Origin of the sequence: Pseudomonas sp. B21-031, from assembly GCF_024748985.1 — a bacterium.
Classification (GTDB): Bacteria; Pseudomonadota; Gammaproteobacteria; order Pseudomonadales; family Pseudomonadaceae; genus Aquipseudomonas; species Aquipseudomonas kermanshahensis.
The window spans coordinates 1194355-1211882 of sequence record NZ_CP087181.1 but is presented as its reverse complement, the minus strand read 5'-3'; the positions used below and the strand labels follow the sequence as shown (position 1 = coordinate 1211882).

Here is a 17528-nt window from a genome sequence, read left to right as displayed (position 1 = left end):
TTTTGCGGCTGAAATGCGGGGTATTCAGGCATCCTTGCCTGATGGACAAGCCAAGTCGCCTGCTATTGGCCTGCGGCGAGGCGCACCTGGCTCTCCAGTTCCTGGCGCAATGCCGGGTCCAGGCGCAGCTGCCGGGCGAGTTCGTCCAGGTAGGCGCGCTCCATGAAGTTTTCCTGATCGACCATCATTACACTGGCCAAGTACATCTCGGCGGCCATTTCCGGTGTTTGTGCAGCACGCGCCACTTCGGCCGGGTCCAGCGGTTTATTCAGCTCATCGTGCAGCCAGTGTTGCAGTTCGCGGTCCGTGTCCAGGCGGGTGAACTCGCCTTCAATCAAGGCGCGCTCGCGCTCATCGATATGGCCATCGGACTTGGCCGCTGCCACCAGTGCGCGTAGCACCGCCTGGCTGTGCTGCTCGGCCTGGGCCGGTGGCAGGCGGTCGAGGGTTTGCGGCTCGGGCGCCTGCCCTGCCCCCGGCTGGCGCGCCTGCCAGTTGCCGTAGGCCTTGTAGGCCAGCACCCCGAGTGCAGCCAGGCCACCGTAGGTCAGGGCTTTGCCGCCATATTTGCGGGCCTTCTTGCTCCCCAGCAACAGGCCTAGCGCCCCTGCCCCCAACGCGCCGCCACCCACGCCGGAGAGCAGGCCGCCAAGGCCACCGGCGCTGGTGCCGGGCTTGCCTGAGCCGCCTTTGCCGGCCTGTTTTTCGAGCAGTTGCTGGCCGGACTTGAGCAGTTGGTCGAGCAGTCCGCGGGTGTTCATTCAGGTGCCTCCAGACGTCGCAAAAGAATGGCCAGATTAAGCCTTGCCCACGCGATCGCCACGGGGGGATTTGCTTCCGGATGTTGCATTGGCCAGCAAAAAGCCAACTAGACTCGATATCGCCAATACCTCGCGCAATCGCACTACGCTTATAACGATCGCTCCACTGCTTGCTTGATGACTGCCCCGACCCAGATCTCCAAGAAGAGGGAACACCATGTCAGCGCACAAGACCGCATTGCTCGGCGCCATGACTGGCGCGTTGCTCGCCAGCGCCAGCCTGCAGGCCGCCGAACCGCTCAAAGCCCTGGGAGCCGGCGAAGGGCGCCTGGATATCGTCGCCTGGCCCGGCTACATCGAGCGCGGTGAAAGCGACAAGGCCTACGATTGGGTCACCGGTTTTGAAAAGGAAACCGGCTGCAAGGTCAGCGTCAAGACCGCGGCCACCTCGGACGAAATGGTCAGCCTGATGACCAAGGGCGGCTACGACCTGGTCACCGCCTCGGGCGACGCGTCGCTGCGGCTGATCGCAGGCAAGCGGGTACAGCCGATCAACACCGCGCTGATCCCCAACTGGAAGAACATCGACCCGCGCCTGCAAAACGGCGGCTGGTACGTGGTCGACAAGCAAGCCTACGGCACCCCGTACCAATGGGGGCCGAACGTGCTGCTGTACAGCACCACGGTATTCAAGCAGCCGCCGACCAGCTGGGGCGTGGTCTTCGAGCCGCAAAACCTTCCCGACGGCAAGCCGAACAAAGGCCGCGTGCAAGCCTACGACGGGCCGATCTACATCGCCGATGCGGCGCTGTACCTGAAGTCGGCCAAGCCGGAACTGGGCATCCAGGACCCCTACGAACTGAACGAGACCCAGTACAAGGCGGTGCTCGAACTGTTGCGCCAGCAGCAGCCGCTGATTCACCGCTACTGGCATGACGCCACGGTGCAGATGAGCGATGTGAAGAACGAAGGCGTGGCCGCGTCCAGCTCCTGGGGCTACATGGTCAACGGCCTGAAAGCCGAGAACCAGCCGGTGGCCTCGACCATTCCGAAAGAAGGCGCCACGGGCTGGGCCGACACCACCATGCTGCACAGCGAGGCCAAACACCCCAACTGTGCCTACAAATGGATGGACTGGTCGCTGCAACCGAAGGTGCAAGGTGATGTGGCGGCCTGGTTCGGCTCGTTGCCCGCGGTGCCTGCGGCCTGCACCGGCAGCGAACTGCTGGGCGCCGAAGGGTGCAAGACCAATGGCTTCGATAACTTCGACAAGATCGCCTTCTGGAAGACCCCGCAGGCCCAGGGTGGCAAGTTCGTGCCGTACAGCCGGTGGACGCAGGATTATATTGCGATCATGGGTGGACGCTAAGGTCGAATGAGCCTGTCCCGGCCCCTTCGCGGGACGAGCCCGCTCCCACAAGGGCAGCGTCGCTACGGTCCATGTGGGAGCGGGCTTGCCCGCGAAAGGGCCGGTGCAGGCACTACAAGCACAGCTGAGTACCGCCCATGCCCCTAGCCGTCCAGTTCACCCACGTTTCACGCACCTTCGGCGAGGTCAAGGCCGTCGACCAGGTCAGCATCGACATCGAAGATGGCGAGTTCTTTTCCATGCTCGGCCCTTCCGGCTCGGGCAAGACCACCTGCCTGCGCCTGATCGCAGGCTTCGAACAACCCAACACTGGCTCGATCCGCATCCATGGCGTCGAAGCTGCAGGCGTGCCGCCCTACCAACGCGACGTCAACACCGTATTCCAGGACTACGCACTGTTCCCGCACATGAACGTGCGTGACAACATCGCCTACGGCCTCAAGGTCAAAGGCGTGGCCAAGGCCGAGCGCCACGCCCGCGCTGAAGAGGCCTTGGCGATGGTGGCGCTGGCCGGTTACGGTGCGCGCAAACCGGCGCAGCTGTCCGGCGGCCAGCGCCAGCGCGTCGCCCTCGCCCGCGCCCTGGTCAACCGCCCACGGGTGCTGTTGCTCGACGAACCGCTGGGTGCACTGGACCTGAAGCTGCGCGAGCAAATGCAGGGCGAACTGAAAAAACTCCAGCGCCAGCTGGGGATCACCTTCATCTTCGTCACCCACGACCAGACCGAAGCGCTGTCGATGTCCGACCGGGTCGCGGTGTTCAACCGCGGGCGCATCGAACAGGTCGACACCCCGCGCAACCTGTACATGAAGCCGGCCACTACCTTCGTCGCCGAGTTCGTCGGCACCTCGAACGTGGTGCGCGGGGCGTTGGCCGAGCAACTCAATGGCAGCCCCGCGCCGTTTTCCATCCGCCCCGAGCATATCCGCCTGGGCGAACAGGCCGCCGCCAGCCATGAAGTGCAAGTCAGTGGCCTGTTGCACGATGTGCAGTATCAAGGCAGTGCCACCCGCTTCGAGCTGCAGCTGGACAGCGGCCAGCTGCTGACCGTAAGCCAGGCCAACGACCGCTGGCAGGCACAGCCGCCCACCTGGCAGGCCGGCCAGCGGGTGCTGGCGCGCTGGCCCCGTGAAGCGATGACCGCCCTGCAGGAAACCGTGCTCGACGAGGGCCGCTGAGATGAACGCCCCGCGCGCCAACCCAAGCCCGATGCGCAGGTTCTCCAACCTGTTGTACCGGCGCCCCAACCTCTACCTGATGCTGCTGTTGATCCCGCCACTGACCTGGTTCGGGGCGATCTACCTGGGCTCGTTGCTGAACCTGCTGTGGCAGGGTTTCTACACGTTCGACGACTTCACCATGGCGGTGACCCCGGACCTGACCCTGGGCAATTTCGCCGCGCTGTTCAACCCGTCGAACTTCGACATCATCCTGCGCACCTTGGGCATGGCAGTGGCGGTGTCGCTGGCCAGCGCGGTGCTGGCCTTCCCGATCGCCTACTACATGGCGCGCTACACCAGCGGCAAGACCAAGGCATTTTTCTACATCGCGGTGATGATGCCGATGTGGGCCAGCTACATCGTCAAGACTTACGCCTGGACCTTGCTGCTGGCCAAGGGCGGCGTGGCCCAGTGGTTCGTCCAGGTGCTGCACCTGGATGGCCTGCTGCAGGCGGTGCTGACAGTGCCTGGCGTTGGCGGCAGTACCCTGTCGACCTCGCACCTGGGGCGCTTCATGGTGTTCGTGTACATCTGGCTGCCGTTCATGATCCTGCCGATCCAGGCCTCGCTGGAGCGCCTGCCGCCGTCCTTGCTGCAAGCTTCTGCGGACCTGGGGGCCAGGCCCAGGCAAACCTTCTGGCAGGTGATTTTGCCGCTGTCGATCCCGGGCATTGCCGCGGGGTCTATCTTTACCTTCTCCCTGACCCTGGGCGACTTCATCGTGCCGCAGCTGATCGGCCCGCCCGGTTACTTCATCGGCAGCATGGTCTATGCCCAACAAGGGGCGATCGGCAACATGCCAATGGCCGCCGCGTTTACCTTGGTGCCTATCGTGCTGATCGCGGTCTACCTGTCCATCGTCAAGCGCCTGGGGGCATTCGATGCACTCTGAAAACGCATCAACCGGCTTGCGCCTGGCGGCCTGGGGCGGGTTGCTGTTCCTGCACTTCCCGATCCTGATCATCGTCCTCTACGCCTTCAACACCGAAGATGCGGCGTTCAGCTTCCCCCCCCAGGGCTTTACCCTGAAGTGGTTCAGCGTGGCCTTCGCTCGCCCGGATGTGCTCGAAGCCATCAAGCTGTCGCTGCAGGTTGCCTGCCTGGCCACGCTGATTGCCCTGGTGCTCGGCACCCTGGCCTCGGCGGCGCTGTACCGGCGCAGCTTTTTTGGCAAGGAGGGCATCTCGCTGATGCTGATTTTGCCGATCGCCTTGCCTGGCATCATCACCGGTATCGCCCTGCTCTCCGCGTTCAAGAGCCTGGGCATCGAACCTGGCCTGTTCACCATCGTGGTCGGCCACGCAACCTTCTGCGTGGTGATCGTCTACAACAACGTCATCGCCCGCCTGCGGCGGACCTCGCAAAGCCTGATCGAAGCCTCGATGGACCTAGGCGCGGATGGCTGGCAGACCTTCCGCTACATCATCCTGCCCAACCTCGGCTCGGCACTGCTGGCAGGTGGCATGCTGGCCTTCGCTTTGTCGTTCGACGAAATCATCGTGACCACCTTTACCGCAGGGCACGAGCGCACGCTGCCGATCTGGTTGCTCAACCAACTCAGCCGCCCCCGCGACGTGCCCGTGACCAATGTGGTCGCCATGCTGGTGATGCTGGTGACCATGCTGCCGATCCTCGGCGCCTATTACCTGACCCGCGGCGGCGAAAGCGTCGCGGGCAGTGGCAAATGACCCTGGAGGAGTCTTCCATGCAAACGCAGATGCTGATCAACGGTCAACTGGTCGCCGGCGAGGGGCCGGCCTGGACCGTGCTCAACCCCGCCTCGGGCAGCGCCCTGGCGCAAATCAACGAAGCCAGCGAAGCGCAGGTCGACAGCGCCGTGCGTGCCGCCGACCTGGCCTTCGAGAGCTGGTCGCAGGCTAGCCCCAAGGACCGCTCCCTGGCATTGCTCGCGCTGGCCGAGACCATCGAGCAGCATGGCGAGGAACTGGCCCGGCTCGAATCGCAGAACTGCGGCAAGCCCTTCAGTGCTGCGCTGAATGACGAAATCCCGGCGATTGCCGACGTGTTCCGCTTTTTCGCCGGGGCGGCGCGCTGCCTGGGTGGCTCGGCGGCCGGCGAGTACTTGCCAGGGCACACCTCGATGATCCGCCGCGACCCACTGGGCGTGGTCGCCTCGATCGCCCCGTGGAACTACCCATTGATGATGCTGGCCTGGAAAGTCGCGCCGGCCCTGGCAGCCGGCAACACCGTAGTGATCAAACCATCCGAACTGACGCCGCTCACCGCACTGCGCCTGGGCGAGCTGGCGCAAGGGCTGCTGCCACCTGGCGTGCTCAATATTCTCTTCGGCCGTGGCCAAACCGTCGGCACGCCGCTGGTCACCCACCCGAACGTGCGCATGGTCTCACTGACCGGTTCGATCCCCACCGGCGCGCACATCATCAGCGCCACCGCCGACAGTGTGAAGCGCATGCACATGGAGCTGGGCGGCAAGGCGCCGGTGCTGGTGTTCGACGATGCCGACATTGACGCCGCCATTGAGGGTATCCGCACGTTCGGCTTCTACAACGCTGGCCAAGACTGCACCGCGGCTTGCCGCCTTTATGTGCAAGACGGCATCTATGAGCCATTCGTGCAGCGACTGGGCGAAGCGGTGGCCAGCCTCAAGCCCGGCCTGCAGGACGCCGAGGATACGGAACTGGGGCCACTGATCAGCGCACAGCACCGCGACAAGGTCGCCGGCCTTGTGGAGCGGGCCATCGCCCAACCGCACATTCGTCTGGTGACAGGTGGCAAGGCGATTGATGGCGACGGCTTCTTCTTCGAGCCAACCGTACTGGCCGATGCTCTGCAGGATGACGAGATCGTGCGCAATGAGGTATTTGGCCCGGTGGTCTCGGTAACCCGCTTCACCGACGAGGCGCAGGCACTCGCGTGGGCCAACGATTCCAACTACGGCCTGGCGTCATCGGTGTGGACCCGCGACACCGGCCGCGCCCATCGCCTGGCGGCGCGCTTGCAGTACGGCTGCACCTGGGTGAATACCCACTTCATGCTGGTCAGCGAAATGCCCCATGGCGGGCAGAAGCATTCGGGGTATGGGAAGGATATGTCGGTGTATGGGCTGGAGGACTACACCTGTGTGCGGCATGTGATGATCAAGCATTGAGTTGGGGCTTGTCAGTGGATTTGTAGCGCCTTCGAGATCGAGCGCCGCCCGCGCGGCGCTTCGCAGCACAAGGCTGCTCCTACATTTGTTTCGGGCCAGTCACGCCTGTGCCTGCGCGCGCGACCACCTTGTTTGTACGTCTCGATATCAAGGCGGGTGCCAAGGAGCCGCGCGCCCATGGCTCAGGAATAATTGGCCCGAAACAGATGTAGGAGCAGCCTTGTGCTGCGAAGCGCCGCGCGGGCGGCGCTCGATGTCAGCACCCCCTCACACCCAAAGCCAGACACCCGCAAACCACTCAGTCTAATCCCGCAAATCCGACTCATGAATCGGGTTAGCCCGGCTGGTAGCCCGTTGATACTGCGCCGGCCAGGTGGCCTTGTTGCCGCCCAGGTCATCGTCGGCATGCAGCGGCCAGTAAGGGTCGCGCAGCAGCTCGCGGGCCAGGAAGATGACGTCAGCCTGGCCGGTGCGCAGGATGTGCTCGGCCTGGGCCGGTTCGGTGATCATGCCCACGGTGCCGGTGGCGATTTCCGACTCTTTGCGCACGCGCTCGGCGAAGCGGGTCTGGTAGCCGGGGCCGGTCGGGATCTCGGCGTTGACCGACGTGCCGCCGGATGAAACATCGATAAGGTCGACGCCTAGCAAGCGCAGGCGCCGTGCCAGTTCGACGGTTTCGTCAGGGTTCCAGCCGTCCTCTACCCAGTCGGTCGCTGAAACGCGAACGAACAGCGGCAGCTCCTGCGGCCAGACTTTGCGCACTGCCTCAGTCACCTGCAGGGTCAGGCGGATGCGGTTTTCGAAACAACTGCCATAGTCATCGCGGCGCTGGTTGCTCAGTGGCGAGAGGAACTGGTGCAGCAAATAGCCATGCGCCGCGTGGATTTCGACCACTTTGAAGCCTGCTTTCAATGCCCGTTCGGTCGCTTTGACGAACGCGGCTACAACCTCCTGGATCTCGTCCTTGCTCAACTCACGCGGTGCTGTGTGTTCAGGGTCGAAGGCAATTTTCGAGGGCCCCACCGGCTGCCAGCCACCGTTCTCGATCTTGACGCTGCCATGCTTGCCCAGCCACGGGCGATGGGTGCTGGCTTTGCGCCCGGCGTGGGCCAGCTGGATGCCCGGCACAGCGCCCTGGGCGGTGATGAAGCGCGTGATGCGTTGCAGTGGCGCAATCTGATCTTCGGTCCACAGACCGAGGTCCTCGGCAGTGATACGGCCATCGGCGGTCACAGCGACTGCTTCGGTGATGACCAGCCCGGCGCCACCAACGGCGCGGCTACCTAAATGAACAAGATGCCAGTCGTTGGCCAAGCCATCGACAGCGGAATACTGGCACATCGGCGAGACCGCGATGCGGTTGGGCAACGTCAGCTGACGCAGGGTGTAAGGCTCGAGCAGCAGGCTCATGAGGGCACCTCCCAAGGACTCCAATGGTGATCCGGCCCGGACACTCAATTGCACGTCCTTGGCCCAGGTCCGGTCATAACTTCAGACTAGACCAGAATGGGTGGGGGGAAGGTTCCATGGGGGTTGGCTTGAGGGTGATGGTGCCTGTGAAATCGAGCGCCGCCCGCGCGGCGCTTCGCAGCACAAGGCTGCTCCTACATTTGTTTCCGGCCAGTGAGGCCTGTGATAGTTGCGCGCGACCGCCTTGTTGGTCCTACTCAATATTGAGGTGGGCGGTGAGGGGCCGCGCGCCCATGCCTCAGGAATCATTGGCCCGAAACAGGTGTAGGAGCAGCCTTGTGCTGCGAAGCGCCGCGCGGGCGGCGCTCGATATCCGCCGCACCACAACACCCAAGCCAATCACCTTGAAGCCCTCAGCGCGGCTCCATGTGGGCAATCATCAACTGCACGCTCTCATTACCCCGAAACTCGTTCACATCCAGCTTGTAGGCCAGCTCCACCCAACGCACGGTAGGGTTCGGCCACACCTCGCGGTCGACGCCGAAGGCAATGCCATCAAGCCTCACCGACCCACATTCGCTCTTGAGCACCACTTTCAGGTGCCGCTCGCCGACCACTCGCTGCTCGACCAGCTGAAACACACCATGGAACAACGGCTCAGGGAAGTGCTGCCCCCATGGCCCGGCGTGGCGCAAGGCCTTGGCCAGGTCAAGGTGAAACTCTTCCACGGCCAGGCTGCCATCCGACAGAAGCCGGCCGGTGAGGTCTTCTTCGCGCAGCTGGCGCCGCACTTCCTGGTCAAACGCCTCGGCGAATGCCGGGAAGTTGCCTTCAGGCAACGACAACCCGGCGGCCATGGCGTGCCCGCCGAATTTGCTGATCAGCTGCGGATGGCGCGCGGCCACCGCATCCAGCGCATCGCGGATATGAAAACCCGGCACCGAACGTGCCGAGCCCTTGAGCATGCCGTCGCCGGCATCGGCAAAGGCGATGGTCGGACGGTGATAACGTTCCTTCAAGCGTGAGGCAAGGATCCCGATCACGCCTTGGTGCCAGTCGGCATCGAACAGGCACAAGCCGTACGGCATCGATTCGACGGGCAGGTCCTTGAGCTGGGCCAGCGCCTCGCGCTGCATGCCCTGCTCGATAGACTTGCGGTCCTGGTTGAGGTCGTCCAGCTGCTGGGCCATTTCCTGGGCCAGGGCGGCGTCTTCGCACAGCAGGCACTCGATGCCCAGGCTCATGTCGTCCAAGCGCCCAGCCGCGTTCAAGCGCGGGCCAAGGATGAAGCCCAGGTCGGTGGAGGTGATGCGCCGGTGATCACGGCGGGCCACCTCAAGAATCGCCTTGAGCCCCGGCCGAGCGCGGCCGGCACGAATGCGTTCGAGGCCCTGGTGCACCAGGATGCGGTTGTTGGCGTCCAGCGGCACCACGTCGGCGACGCTGCCCAGCGCCACCAGGTCGAGCAGCTCGCCGATGTTCGGCTGTGCTTGCGTGTCGTAGCGCCCCAAGCTGCGCAGGCGTGCGCGCAAGGCCATGAGCACATAGAAGATCACCCCGACCCCGGCCAGCGACTTGCTAGGGAAGTCACAGCCCGGCTGATTCGGGTTGATGATCGCATCGGCGTCGGGCAATTGTTCCCCCGGCAAGTGGTGGTCGGTGACCAGCACCTTGAGCCCCGCCGCCTTGGCTGCCGCCACGCCATCGACACTGGAGATGCCGTTATCGACGGTGATCAGCAACTGCGGCTGGCGCTGCAGCGCGACGTCGACGATCTCCGGCGTCAGGCCATAGCCGAATTCGAAACGGTTGGGCACCAGGTAATCGACGTGGGCCGCACCCAGCAAACGCAGGCCCAGCACGCCAACGGTGCTGGCAGTGGCACCGTCGGCGTCGAAGTCGCCGACGATAAGAATGCGCTGGCGCTGGTCGAGGGCTTCGACCAGCAGGTCTACCCCCGCCTCGATGCCTTTGAGCTGCTGGTACGGCAACAGCCGCGCCAGGCTTTTGTCCAGTTCGGCCTCGGTCTGCACGCCGCGGGCGGCATACAGACGGGTCAACAAGGGTGGCAGGTTACCCAGCAAGGGCAAGGTCGACGGCAGGGGGCGAGGTTCGATACGCATGGGGTCTTCGGCAATCAGGAAAGGGTCAGGTCAGCCGCGCTCACCGAGCAGCCACTCCAGCTGCACTTCGTGCTGGCCACGGTCATCGGTGACGAACACCGTGCCTTCGCTGATCATCACGTCCCACTTGATGCTGCGCGGCATGTCGGTGGCCAGGGTTTCCAGCACCTCCTGCGGCACTGCAGCGATGTTCAGGTTCTTCAGGCCCTTGACCGCAGGCACCACCTTGGTCTCCCACACGCGCAGGCTACCGTAAGCCAGCAGGCTGGTGCGCTCGGTGCGACGGGAGCACCAGGTCAGGCGGTCGGCATCCGGTTGGCCGACTTCGATCCAGTGCAGGACGCGATCGTCCAGGCTCTTTTCCCACAATGCCGGTTCGTCGACATCCGACAGACCACGACCAAACGACAATTGCTCGTTGTACCAGAGTGCGTAGGCCAACAGACGAACGGCCATACGCTCTTCGGTTTCCGAAGGGTGACGGGCAATGGTCTGCTTGACGCTTTGGTAGACGTTGCGATCGAGGTCAGTCAGATTCAGTTCGAATTTGTAGGTAGTGGACGGCTGGGCCATGGTCGACGGGCTTCTTGCGCAAAGAAAAGTCACACAGTCTAACCGATCCTGCCCCTCGTTGCGCCGCGGCAGTATCTGCCGCTTCGGAGCTATGATAAAACCACGGCTCTGCCCAGTTGCCACGGATACCCCATGTCTACGCCCAGCAAACCCCTCGCCGGCCTGAAAGTCATCGAACTCGGGACCCTGATCGCTGGGCCGTTCGCGTCGCGCATCTGTGCCGAGTTCGGTGCCGAGGTGATCAAGGTCGAATCCCCCGATGGCGGCGACCCGCTGCGCAAATGGCGCAAGATGTACGAAGGCACGTCGCTGTGGTGGTTCGTGCAGGCACGCAACAAACAGTCACTGACCCTCAACCTCAAGCACCCGGACGGCCGCGAGATCCTCAAGCGCTTGCTGGCCGAGGCCGATATCCTGATCGAGAACTTCCGCCCCGGCGTGCTGGAAAAGCTCGGCCTGGGCTGGGATGTGCTGCACGCGCTCAACCCACGCCTGGTGATGGTACGTCTTTCAGGCTTCGGCCAGACCGGGCCGATGAAAGACCAGCCAGGTTTTGGCGCGGTGGGCGAGTCCATGGGCGGCCTGCGCTACATCACCGGCTTCGAAGACCGCCCGCCCGTGCGCACCGGCATCTCCATCGGTGACTCGATTGCTGCGCTGTGGGGGGTGATCGGGGCCTTGATGGCGTTGCGCCACCGCGAGGTCAACGGCGGCCAGGGCCAGGTGGTGGACGTGGCGCTGTACGAGGCGATCTTTGCCATGATGGAAAGCATGGTCCCGGAATTCGACGTTTTCGGTTTCATCCGCGAACGCACCGGCAACATCATGCCCGGCATCACGCCCTCCTCCATCCACACCAGTGCCGATGGCAAGCATGTGCAGATCGGCGCCAATGGCGATGCGATCTTCAAGCGTTTCATGCAGGCCATAGGCCGCGCCGACCTGGCCGATGACCCGTCATTGGCCACCAACGATGGCCGCGACCTGCGCCGTGACGAGCTCTACGGGGTGATCGACCGCTGGGCCAACAACCAGCCGCTGGAGCAGCTCATGCAAGTGCTCACCACCGCCGAAGTACCTGCAAGCCGTATCTATTCGGCCGAGGACATGTTCAACGACCCGCAGTACCTGGCGCGGGAGATGTTCCTGCAGGCGCGCCTGCCAGACGGCAAACCCTTCAAGATGCCAGGCATCGTACCCAAGCTTTCGGAAACACCCGGCTCCACCGAGTGGGTCGGCCCTGCGCTGGGCGAACACACTGACGCACTGCTCACCGCCCTGGGCTACGACGCGGCCGCCATCGCCGGCCTGCGCGAAGCAGGCGCGGTCTGACGCCTGCCGCCGCCGATGCGAGTTGCCCACTGGTTACGCACGCTACTTTTGCTGTGCCCGCTACTGCCTGCACTGGCCGTGCCGCACGCGGCGGCCAAGGAGCGCTTGTTGTGGCTGGTTCGCGACCTGCCGCCCTTCACCATTTTTGAAGGGACAGAGAAAGGCCAAGGGGTCATTGACCGCCTGCTGCCACTGCTGATCGAGCAGATGCCCGAATACGATCACAGTATCGTCCGGGTAAACCGTGCCCGCGGTATCCAAATGCTTCAGGACCCGAACACTTTTACCTGCGACCCGACCTTGCTGTGGACCCCGGAGCGTGCCGAGTACGTGCACTTTTCCATACCGTCGCTGGGGGTGTTGAGCGGGGGGCTGGTGGTGCGCAAGGCAGGTGAGGCAGTGCTGGCGCCGTTTCTCACCGACAACGAGGTCGACCTGCCCGGGCTGATGAGCCACACCCCGTTGAAGCTCGGCATCGTCGCCGAGCGCAGCTATGGCACGCAGATCGACGAGATCCTGCGCCAACTGCCAGACTCGGCACTCAGCCGCCACTACGGCAACGATGCCACCGCCAACCAGTTGCAGATGCAACAGCTGGGGCGCCTGCACATGGTGATGGGGTATTGGCCAGAAGTGCGTTACCTGATCCAGCAGCAAGGCGGGTCACTGGGTGACTACCAGTTTCATCCTGTCCAAGGCGTGAACCGCTATCAGTTTCTGCATGTGGGCTGCTCAGACTCGGCACTGGGTCGCGAGGCCGTTGCGCATATCGACCAGCTATTGCCCACGCTACGCCAGGAGACCTTGCCAGGGCTGTATGCCCGGTGGCTGGACCCTGAGTTGCAGGCAATGTACCTGGAACAGAGCAAGCAGTTTTTCAAACAACCCTAGTACTGCAGAGAAAAGAAACCCCGGAACGCTGGGGAGGACGCCCGGGGCTAATTGAAAGTCCCTTGGGACTTCCCGTGACAGCCTGCCAGCACCGGAGCAATGCGCTGGCTAGCTGCCCTTACTGTGTCTGATAAGCAATTCAGGCAAAGGTTCCCGGCATTTGCTGTCGCTGTTGCAAGGCAGCAATCACACAGGGCTGCAAGCGGCCTTCGGCAATCTGCAGGTCACGGTGCAAACCATCCACCAGGTCAATGAGCAGGCGCTGTTCCTGCAACTGGCGCAGGCTCACCGTGCGCTGCAGGGTGATGCCTTCAAGGCTGTCAAAGACGGTCAATTGACGGTTGCCACTGGCATCGGCAACGCCCAGGTGCGTCTGGTAGGGGGTCAGGGCTTCGTTCAGCAGTCTGCAGATTCTTTCCATCCGGATCACTCGCTGCGTGGTGGGCTATGGAGAAACTGACCAACAAGCGCAGCACAAAGTTCGAAACGCCGCGGCTGTTTCAGTGAGCATGCGGGGCGCAGGTGACAGTTTGAATACGCCCGCCCAGGCGCTGAAGTGCGCGTTGCAGATTGGCCATGGACAGTGGCCAAGGCAGCTCGGCGACGACCCACAGCCCCCGTCGCTTCGCCTCCAAGGCCAGGTTCTGCTGTTCGGGTGTGGCTTGGCCGACGAACAACAAGGCGCGCAAGGCGTGACTACCCGCCAGTTTTTTCAACAGCGCAAGCCCTGCCCTTTTGGGCATGGCGTGATCGAGGATCAGCAAGTCAGGACAACGCTCAGCGCTCAGGCACGCGTGCAGGTCGGCGGCTTCTTCAGTGATGCGCACATTGAAGATGCCCTGGGCATTGAATGCCTGGTGCAGGAGGATTTGATGGGAAGGGCGTGCCTGGTGAATCAGCACATAAGGCCTGGACATGAGCCACTCCTGGAGAAAGGACTGGCAAATCTAGGCAACATCCCAAGAGGGTTAAATAGGAAACATCCGAAAGATCAGATGGAAAACTCGACAATCGAGGGCCGCTAAGCGGCCCTTGATATCACCGCAATTAAAGCGGCTTACCGCGGTTACCATGCTGACTGACAAAGCCTTGAACGGCCTTCAGGTCATTGGCCAGCACCGTGCAACGCTCTTCGCGGCTGAACAGGTCGGCCAGGTGTGCAGGCAATTCCAGCGCCTTGCCAACACCTGCCTTCTCCACCGCTTCCGGGAACTTGACCGGATGCGCGGTACCCAGCACCACCATCGGCGTGTCCAGGCTTCGACGGCACTCGCGGGCGGCCTTGACGCCGATCGCGGTATGCGGGTCGAGCACTTCGCCGGTGCTGGCGAACACTTCGGCGATGGTCTCGCAGGTCTGCTCGTCACTGACTGCCAGCGAGTCGAACAGTTTGCGCGCTTCGGTCCAGCGGTCTTCGTCGACGCTGAAACCGCCACCCTGCTTGAAGTTGTCCATCAACGCAGCAATGGCTGCACCGTTACGGCCGTGCAGGTCGAACAGCAGGCGCTCGAAGTTGGACGACACCATGATGTCCATCGACGGCGACAGGGTCGCGTGCAGGGTTTCCTTGACGTACTGGTTGCCGCTCATGAAGCGGTGCAGGATGTCGTTACGGTTGGTGGCGACCACCAGCTGGCTGATCGGCAGGCCCATGTTGCGCGCCAGGTAACCGGCGAAGATGTCGCCGAAGTTGCCGGTGGGCACCGAGAACGCCACCGAGCGGGCTGGGCCGCCCAACTGCAGGGCTGCGTGGAAGTAGTAGACGATCTGGGCCATGATCCGCGCCCAGTTGATCGAGTTGACGGCCACCAGGCGGGTGCCCTTGAGGAACGACTGGTCAGCGAAGCTGGCCTTGACCATTTCCTGGCAGTCGTCGAAGTTGCCTTCGATGGCGATGTTGTGGATGTTGTCGCCGAAGATGGTGGTCATCTGCCGACGCTGTACTTCCGACACGCGCTGGTGCGGGTGCAGGATGAAGATGTCGACGTTGTCGCAGCGGCGGCAACCTTCGATGGCAGCGGAGCCAGTGTCACCGCTGGTGGCACCGACGATCACCACGCGCTCGCCGCGCTTGACCAGCACGTGGTCGAGCAGGCGGCCGAGCAGCTGCAGGGCAAAGTCCTTGAAGGCCAGGGTCGGGCCGTGGAACAGCTCCATCACCCACTCGTTGCCGTTCAACTGGCGCAGCGGCGCCACGGCGGCGTGTGCGAACGCGCCGTAGGTTTCCTCGAGGATCTTCTTGAAGTCGGCGTCGGCGATGCTGCCGGCGACGAATGGGCGCATCACGCGGAAGGCCAGTTCGTGATACGGCAGACCAGCCCAGGAGGCGATCTCTTCCTGGGTGAAGCGCGGCAGGTTTTCAGGGACGTACAGGCCGCCGTCGCTGGCCAGGCCAGCCAGCAGGACATCTTCGAAATTCAGGGCCGGTGCCTGGCCACGGGTGCTGATATAGCGCATGGTACAAACCTTCGATACTGAGGCCGGGGCCGCGTGCGCGGCCCGACGGCATTATTCGTTAATTGAGCTGTTCGACGCGGATGCGCACGACCTTGCCGACCACATCCTGCAGGGCTTCCAGGGCGACAATGGCGTCGTTGATGCCCTGCTCGACCACGCGATGGGTCAGCAGGATCATCGGCACCAGGCCGTCCTGTTCCTCGGCTTCCTTCTGCATGATCGACTCGATGTTGATGCCACGCTCCGAGAGGATGCTGGCTACCTGGGCCAGCACGCCGGGGTGATCCTTGGCCTGGATGCGCAGGTAATAAGCGCTTTCACAGGCTTCGATCGGCAGAATCGGGTGCGCCGACAGCGAGTCTGGCTGGAAGGCCAGGTGCGGCACGCGGTTCTCCGGGTCGGAGGTCATTGCGCGAACCACGTCGACCAGGTCGGCGACGACCGACGAAGCAGTCGGCTCCATACCGGCACCTGCGCCGTAGTACAGGGTCGAACCGGCAGCGTCGCCGTTGACCATGACCGCGTTCATCACGCCGTTGACGTTGGCGATCAGGCGATCGCTCGGGATCAGCGTCGGGTGCACACGCAGCTCGATACCTTCGGCCGTGCGACGCGCCACACCCAGGTGCTTGATGCGGTAGCCCAGGGCCTCGGCGTAGTTCACGTCAGCGGTGGTCAGCTGGGTGATGCCTTCGGTGTAGGCTTTGTCGAACTGCAGCGGGATACCAAAGGCGATGGACGCCAGGATGGTCAGCTTGTGGGCAGCATCGATGCCCTCGACGTCGAAGGTCGGGTCCGCTTCGGCATAACCCAAGGCTTGGGCTTCAGCCAGCACGTCCGGGAAGGCACGGCCTTTTTCGCGCATTTCGGTGAGAATGAAGTTACCGGTGCCGTTGATGATGCCGGCCAGCCAGTTGATACGGTTGGCCGACAAACCTTCACGGATCGCCTTGATCACCGGGATGCCACCGGCAACCGCGGCTTCGAAGGCGACGATAACGCCCTTCTCGCGGGCCTTGGCAAAGATTTCGTTGCCATGCACGGCGATCAGCGCCTTGTTCGCGGTGACCACGTGCTTGCCGTTTTCGATGGCTTTGAGCACCAGGTCGCGGGCGATGGTGTAACCACCGATCAGCTCGATGACGATGTCGATTTCCGGGTTGGTCGCAACGTCGAACACATCAGCGGTAATGGGGGTACCGGTAATCTGGCAGTTCGGGTTCTGCGAGCGCATGGCGATCTGTGCCACTTCAATACCGCGCCCGGCACGGCGGGCAATCTCCTCGGCGTTGCGCTGAAGTACATTGAAGGTTCCGCCACCGACGGTCCCCAACCCACAGATGCCTACTTTGACCGGTTTCACTGTGAACTCCCCATTGAACGGCCGGCACCTGCGCCGACCGTGAAACATGCCGTCACCCCATGACGACGGCGTACTGTATTGATTACTTGGCTGCTTGCTGCTGGCCGGCCAGGGCCAGCTTGGCCACTTGCGGTGCCGGCTGATAGCCCGGGATCACCTGGCCACTTTCAAGGACGATCGCCGGCGTGCCGTTGACGCCGATCGACTGGCCCAGCTGGAACTGCTTGCTGACCGGGTTGGCGCACTTGGCGGCCTTGATTTCCTTACCCTCGACCATCTTGTCCAGCGCCGCGCGGCGGTCGCTGGAGCACCAGACTGCCTGCAACTGCTGATCACCCGGCGAACCGAGGCCCTGGCGCGGGAAGGCGACATAGCGCACTTCGATACCGCGGCGGTTGAGCTCCGGCACTTCGGCGTGCAGCTTGTGGCAGTACGGGCAGGTGGTGTCGGTGAATACGGTGATGTGCGACTTGGTCTCGCCCTTGGCAGGATAAACCACCATCTCGGCGGCTGGAATGCCGTTGATGAGCTTGGCAACGCCTTGGCGCTCGGTCTTCTCAGTCAGGTTGACCGGCTTGCCGTCCTGGATCTGGTACAGGTAGCCCTGCATGACGAACTGGCCGTCAGCACTGGCGTACAGCACGCGGCCGCCCTGCAGCTTGACTTCATACAGGCCGTTCAGCGGGCTGCTGGCGACGCTTTCAACCGGCACTTCCAGTTCGAGGTTCTGCAACGACTTGCGAATGGCCTGCTCGGCACCGGCATTGCTGTCGGTTGCCGCAGCAACGGCAAAGGTACTGGCCAGCGCCAACGCGGCGGCGGCGAAAATCTGGGTCACGCGCATGGGAACTCCTGAAGGCGGACAGGGGCCGGAGGACGTCGCCTGCGGAAAAAACGCG

At 63.3% G+C, this 17528-nt stretch carries 16 protein-coding genes; 7 read left to right on the top strand and 9 right to left on the bottom strand.

All coding sequences use genetic code 11. The features are described 5' to 3' along the window. Positions 1–62: 62 nt before the first annotated feature. Positions 63–761, bottom strand: a complete 699-nt coding sequence (locus LOY53_RS05485) for a tellurite resistance TerB family protein (RefSeq protein WP_085272725.1) — start codon at positions 759–761, stop codon at positions 63–65. 217 nt (positions 762–978) lie between these two features. On the opposite strand from LOY53_RS05485, the gene ydcS reads away from it, so the two are divergent. The 5 genes from ydcS to LOY53_RS05460 all read left to right on the top strand — a co-directional run bounded on the left by ydcS (position 979) and on the right by LOY53_RS05460 (position 6480). Beyond that, positions 979–2130, top strand: coding sequence for a putative ABC transporter substrate-binding protein YdcS (ydcS, locus tag LOY53_RS05480; protein ID WP_027595740.1), 1152 nt, complete (start codon positions 979–981; stop codon positions 2128–2130). A 137-nt stretch (positions 2131–2267) separates the two neighbouring features. Continuing rightward, positions 2268–3308, top strand: coding sequence for an ABC transporter ATP-binding protein (locus LOY53_RS05475; RefSeq protein WP_027595739.1), 1041 nt, complete (start codon positions 2268–2270; stop codon positions 3306–3308). 1 nt (position 3309) lies between these two features. Further along, positions 3310–4242, top strand: a complete 933-nt coding sequence (locus LOY53_RS05470; protein ID WP_252826915.1) for an ABC transporter permease — start codon at positions 3310–3312, stop codon at positions 4240–4242. Then, positions 4232–5038, top strand: coding sequence for an ABC transporter permease (locus LOY53_RS05465; RefSeq protein ID WP_027595737.1), 807 nt, complete (start codon positions 4232–4234; stop codon positions 5036–5038). Before LOY53_RS05470 ends, LOY53_RS05465 begins: the two co-directional genes overlap by 11 nt. A gap of 17 nt (positions 5039–5055) precedes the next feature. After that, positions 5056–6480, top strand: a complete 1425-nt coding sequence (locus tag LOY53_RS05460) for a gamma-aminobutyraldehyde dehydrogenase (RefSeq protein WP_258703697.1) — start codon at positions 5056–5058, stop codon at positions 6478–6480. 303 nt (positions 6481–6783) lie between these two features. Here the strand turns inward: LOY53_RS05460 and LOY53_RS05455 are convergent, their stop codons facing one another. The 3 genes from LOY53_RS05455 to LOY53_RS05445 all read right to left on the bottom strand — a co-directional run bounded on the left by LOY53_RS05455 (position 6784) and on the right by LOY53_RS05445 (position 10586). Then, on the bottom strand, positions 6784–7890 hold the full coding sequence (locus tag LOY53_RS05455) for an NADH:flavin oxidoreductase/NADH oxidase (RefSeq protein WP_258703696.1): 1107 nt from the start codon (positions 7888–7890) through the stop codon (positions 6784–6786). 413 nt (positions 7891–8303) lie between these two features. Next, positions 8304–10013, bottom strand: coding sequence for a single-stranded-DNA-specific exonuclease RecJ (recJ, locus tag LOY53_RS05450; protein WP_252826912.1), 1710 nt, complete (start codon positions 10011–10013; stop codon positions 8304–8306). A 30-nt stretch (positions 10014–10043) separates the two neighbouring features. Next, the gene (locus LOY53_RS05445; protein ID WP_027595733.1) at positions 10044–10586 is read right to left on the bottom strand and encodes a YaeQ family protein; all 543 of its coding nucleotides are present in this window, start codon (positions 10584–10586) and stop codon (positions 10044–10046) included. 132 nt (positions 10587–10718) lie between these two features. On the opposite strand from LOY53_RS05445, the gene LOY53_RS05440 reads away from it, so the two are divergent. Together LOY53_RS05440 and LOY53_RS05435 are read left to right on the top strand one after the other, a co-directional pair. Beyond that, positions 10719–11918, top strand: a complete 1200-nt coding sequence (locus LOY53_RS05440) for a CaiB/BaiF CoA-transferase family protein (RefSeq protein ID WP_258703695.1) — start codon at positions 10719–10721, stop codon at positions 11916–11918. Positions 11919–11933: 15 nt separating this feature from the next. Next, a complete protein-coding gene (locus LOY53_RS05435; RefSeq protein ID WP_252826910.1) occupies positions 11934–12809 on the top strand; it encodes a TIGR02285 family protein in 876 nt (291 codons plus the stop codon). 139 nt (positions 12810–12948) lie between these two features. Here the strand turns inward: LOY53_RS05435 and LOY53_RS05430 are convergent, their stop codons facing one another. From LOY53_RS05430 to LOY53_RS05410, 5 genes are all read right to left on the bottom strand, one after another. Then, positions 12949–13230 (bottom strand): DUF3509 domain-containing protein, encoded by a 282-nt coding sequence (locus LOY53_RS05430; RefSeq protein ID WP_027595730.1) that lies wholly within the window; start codon positions 13228–13230, stop codon positions 12949–12951. A gap of 79 nt (positions 13231–13309) precedes the next feature. After that, positions 13310–13726, bottom strand: coding sequence for a response regulator (locus LOY53_RS05425; RefSeq protein WP_085272720.1), 417 nt, complete (start codon positions 13724–13726; stop codon positions 13310–13312). Positions 13727–13856: 130 nt separating this feature from the next. Beyond that, positions 13857–15266 carry a threonine synthase gene (thrC, locus tag LOY53_RS05420; protein WP_099453090.1) on the bottom strand — a complete coding sequence of 470 codons (1410 nt, stop codon included), beginning with the start codon at positions 15264–15266 and terminating at the stop codon, positions 13857–13859. Positions 15267–15324: 58 nt separating this feature from the next. Then, positions 15325–16629 (bottom strand): homoserine dehydrogenase, encoded by a 1305-nt coding sequence (locus LOY53_RS05415; RefSeq protein WP_085272718.1) that lies wholly within the window; start codon positions 16627–16629, stop codon positions 15325–15327. 82 nt (positions 16630–16711) lie between these two features. Next, complete coding sequence (locus LOY53_RS05410; RefSeq protein ID WP_027595726.1) at positions 16712–17473, bottom strand: thioredoxin fold domain-containing protein; 762 nt, start codon at positions 17471–17473, stop codon at positions 16712–16714. Positions 17474–17528 lie beyond the last annotated feature (55 nt).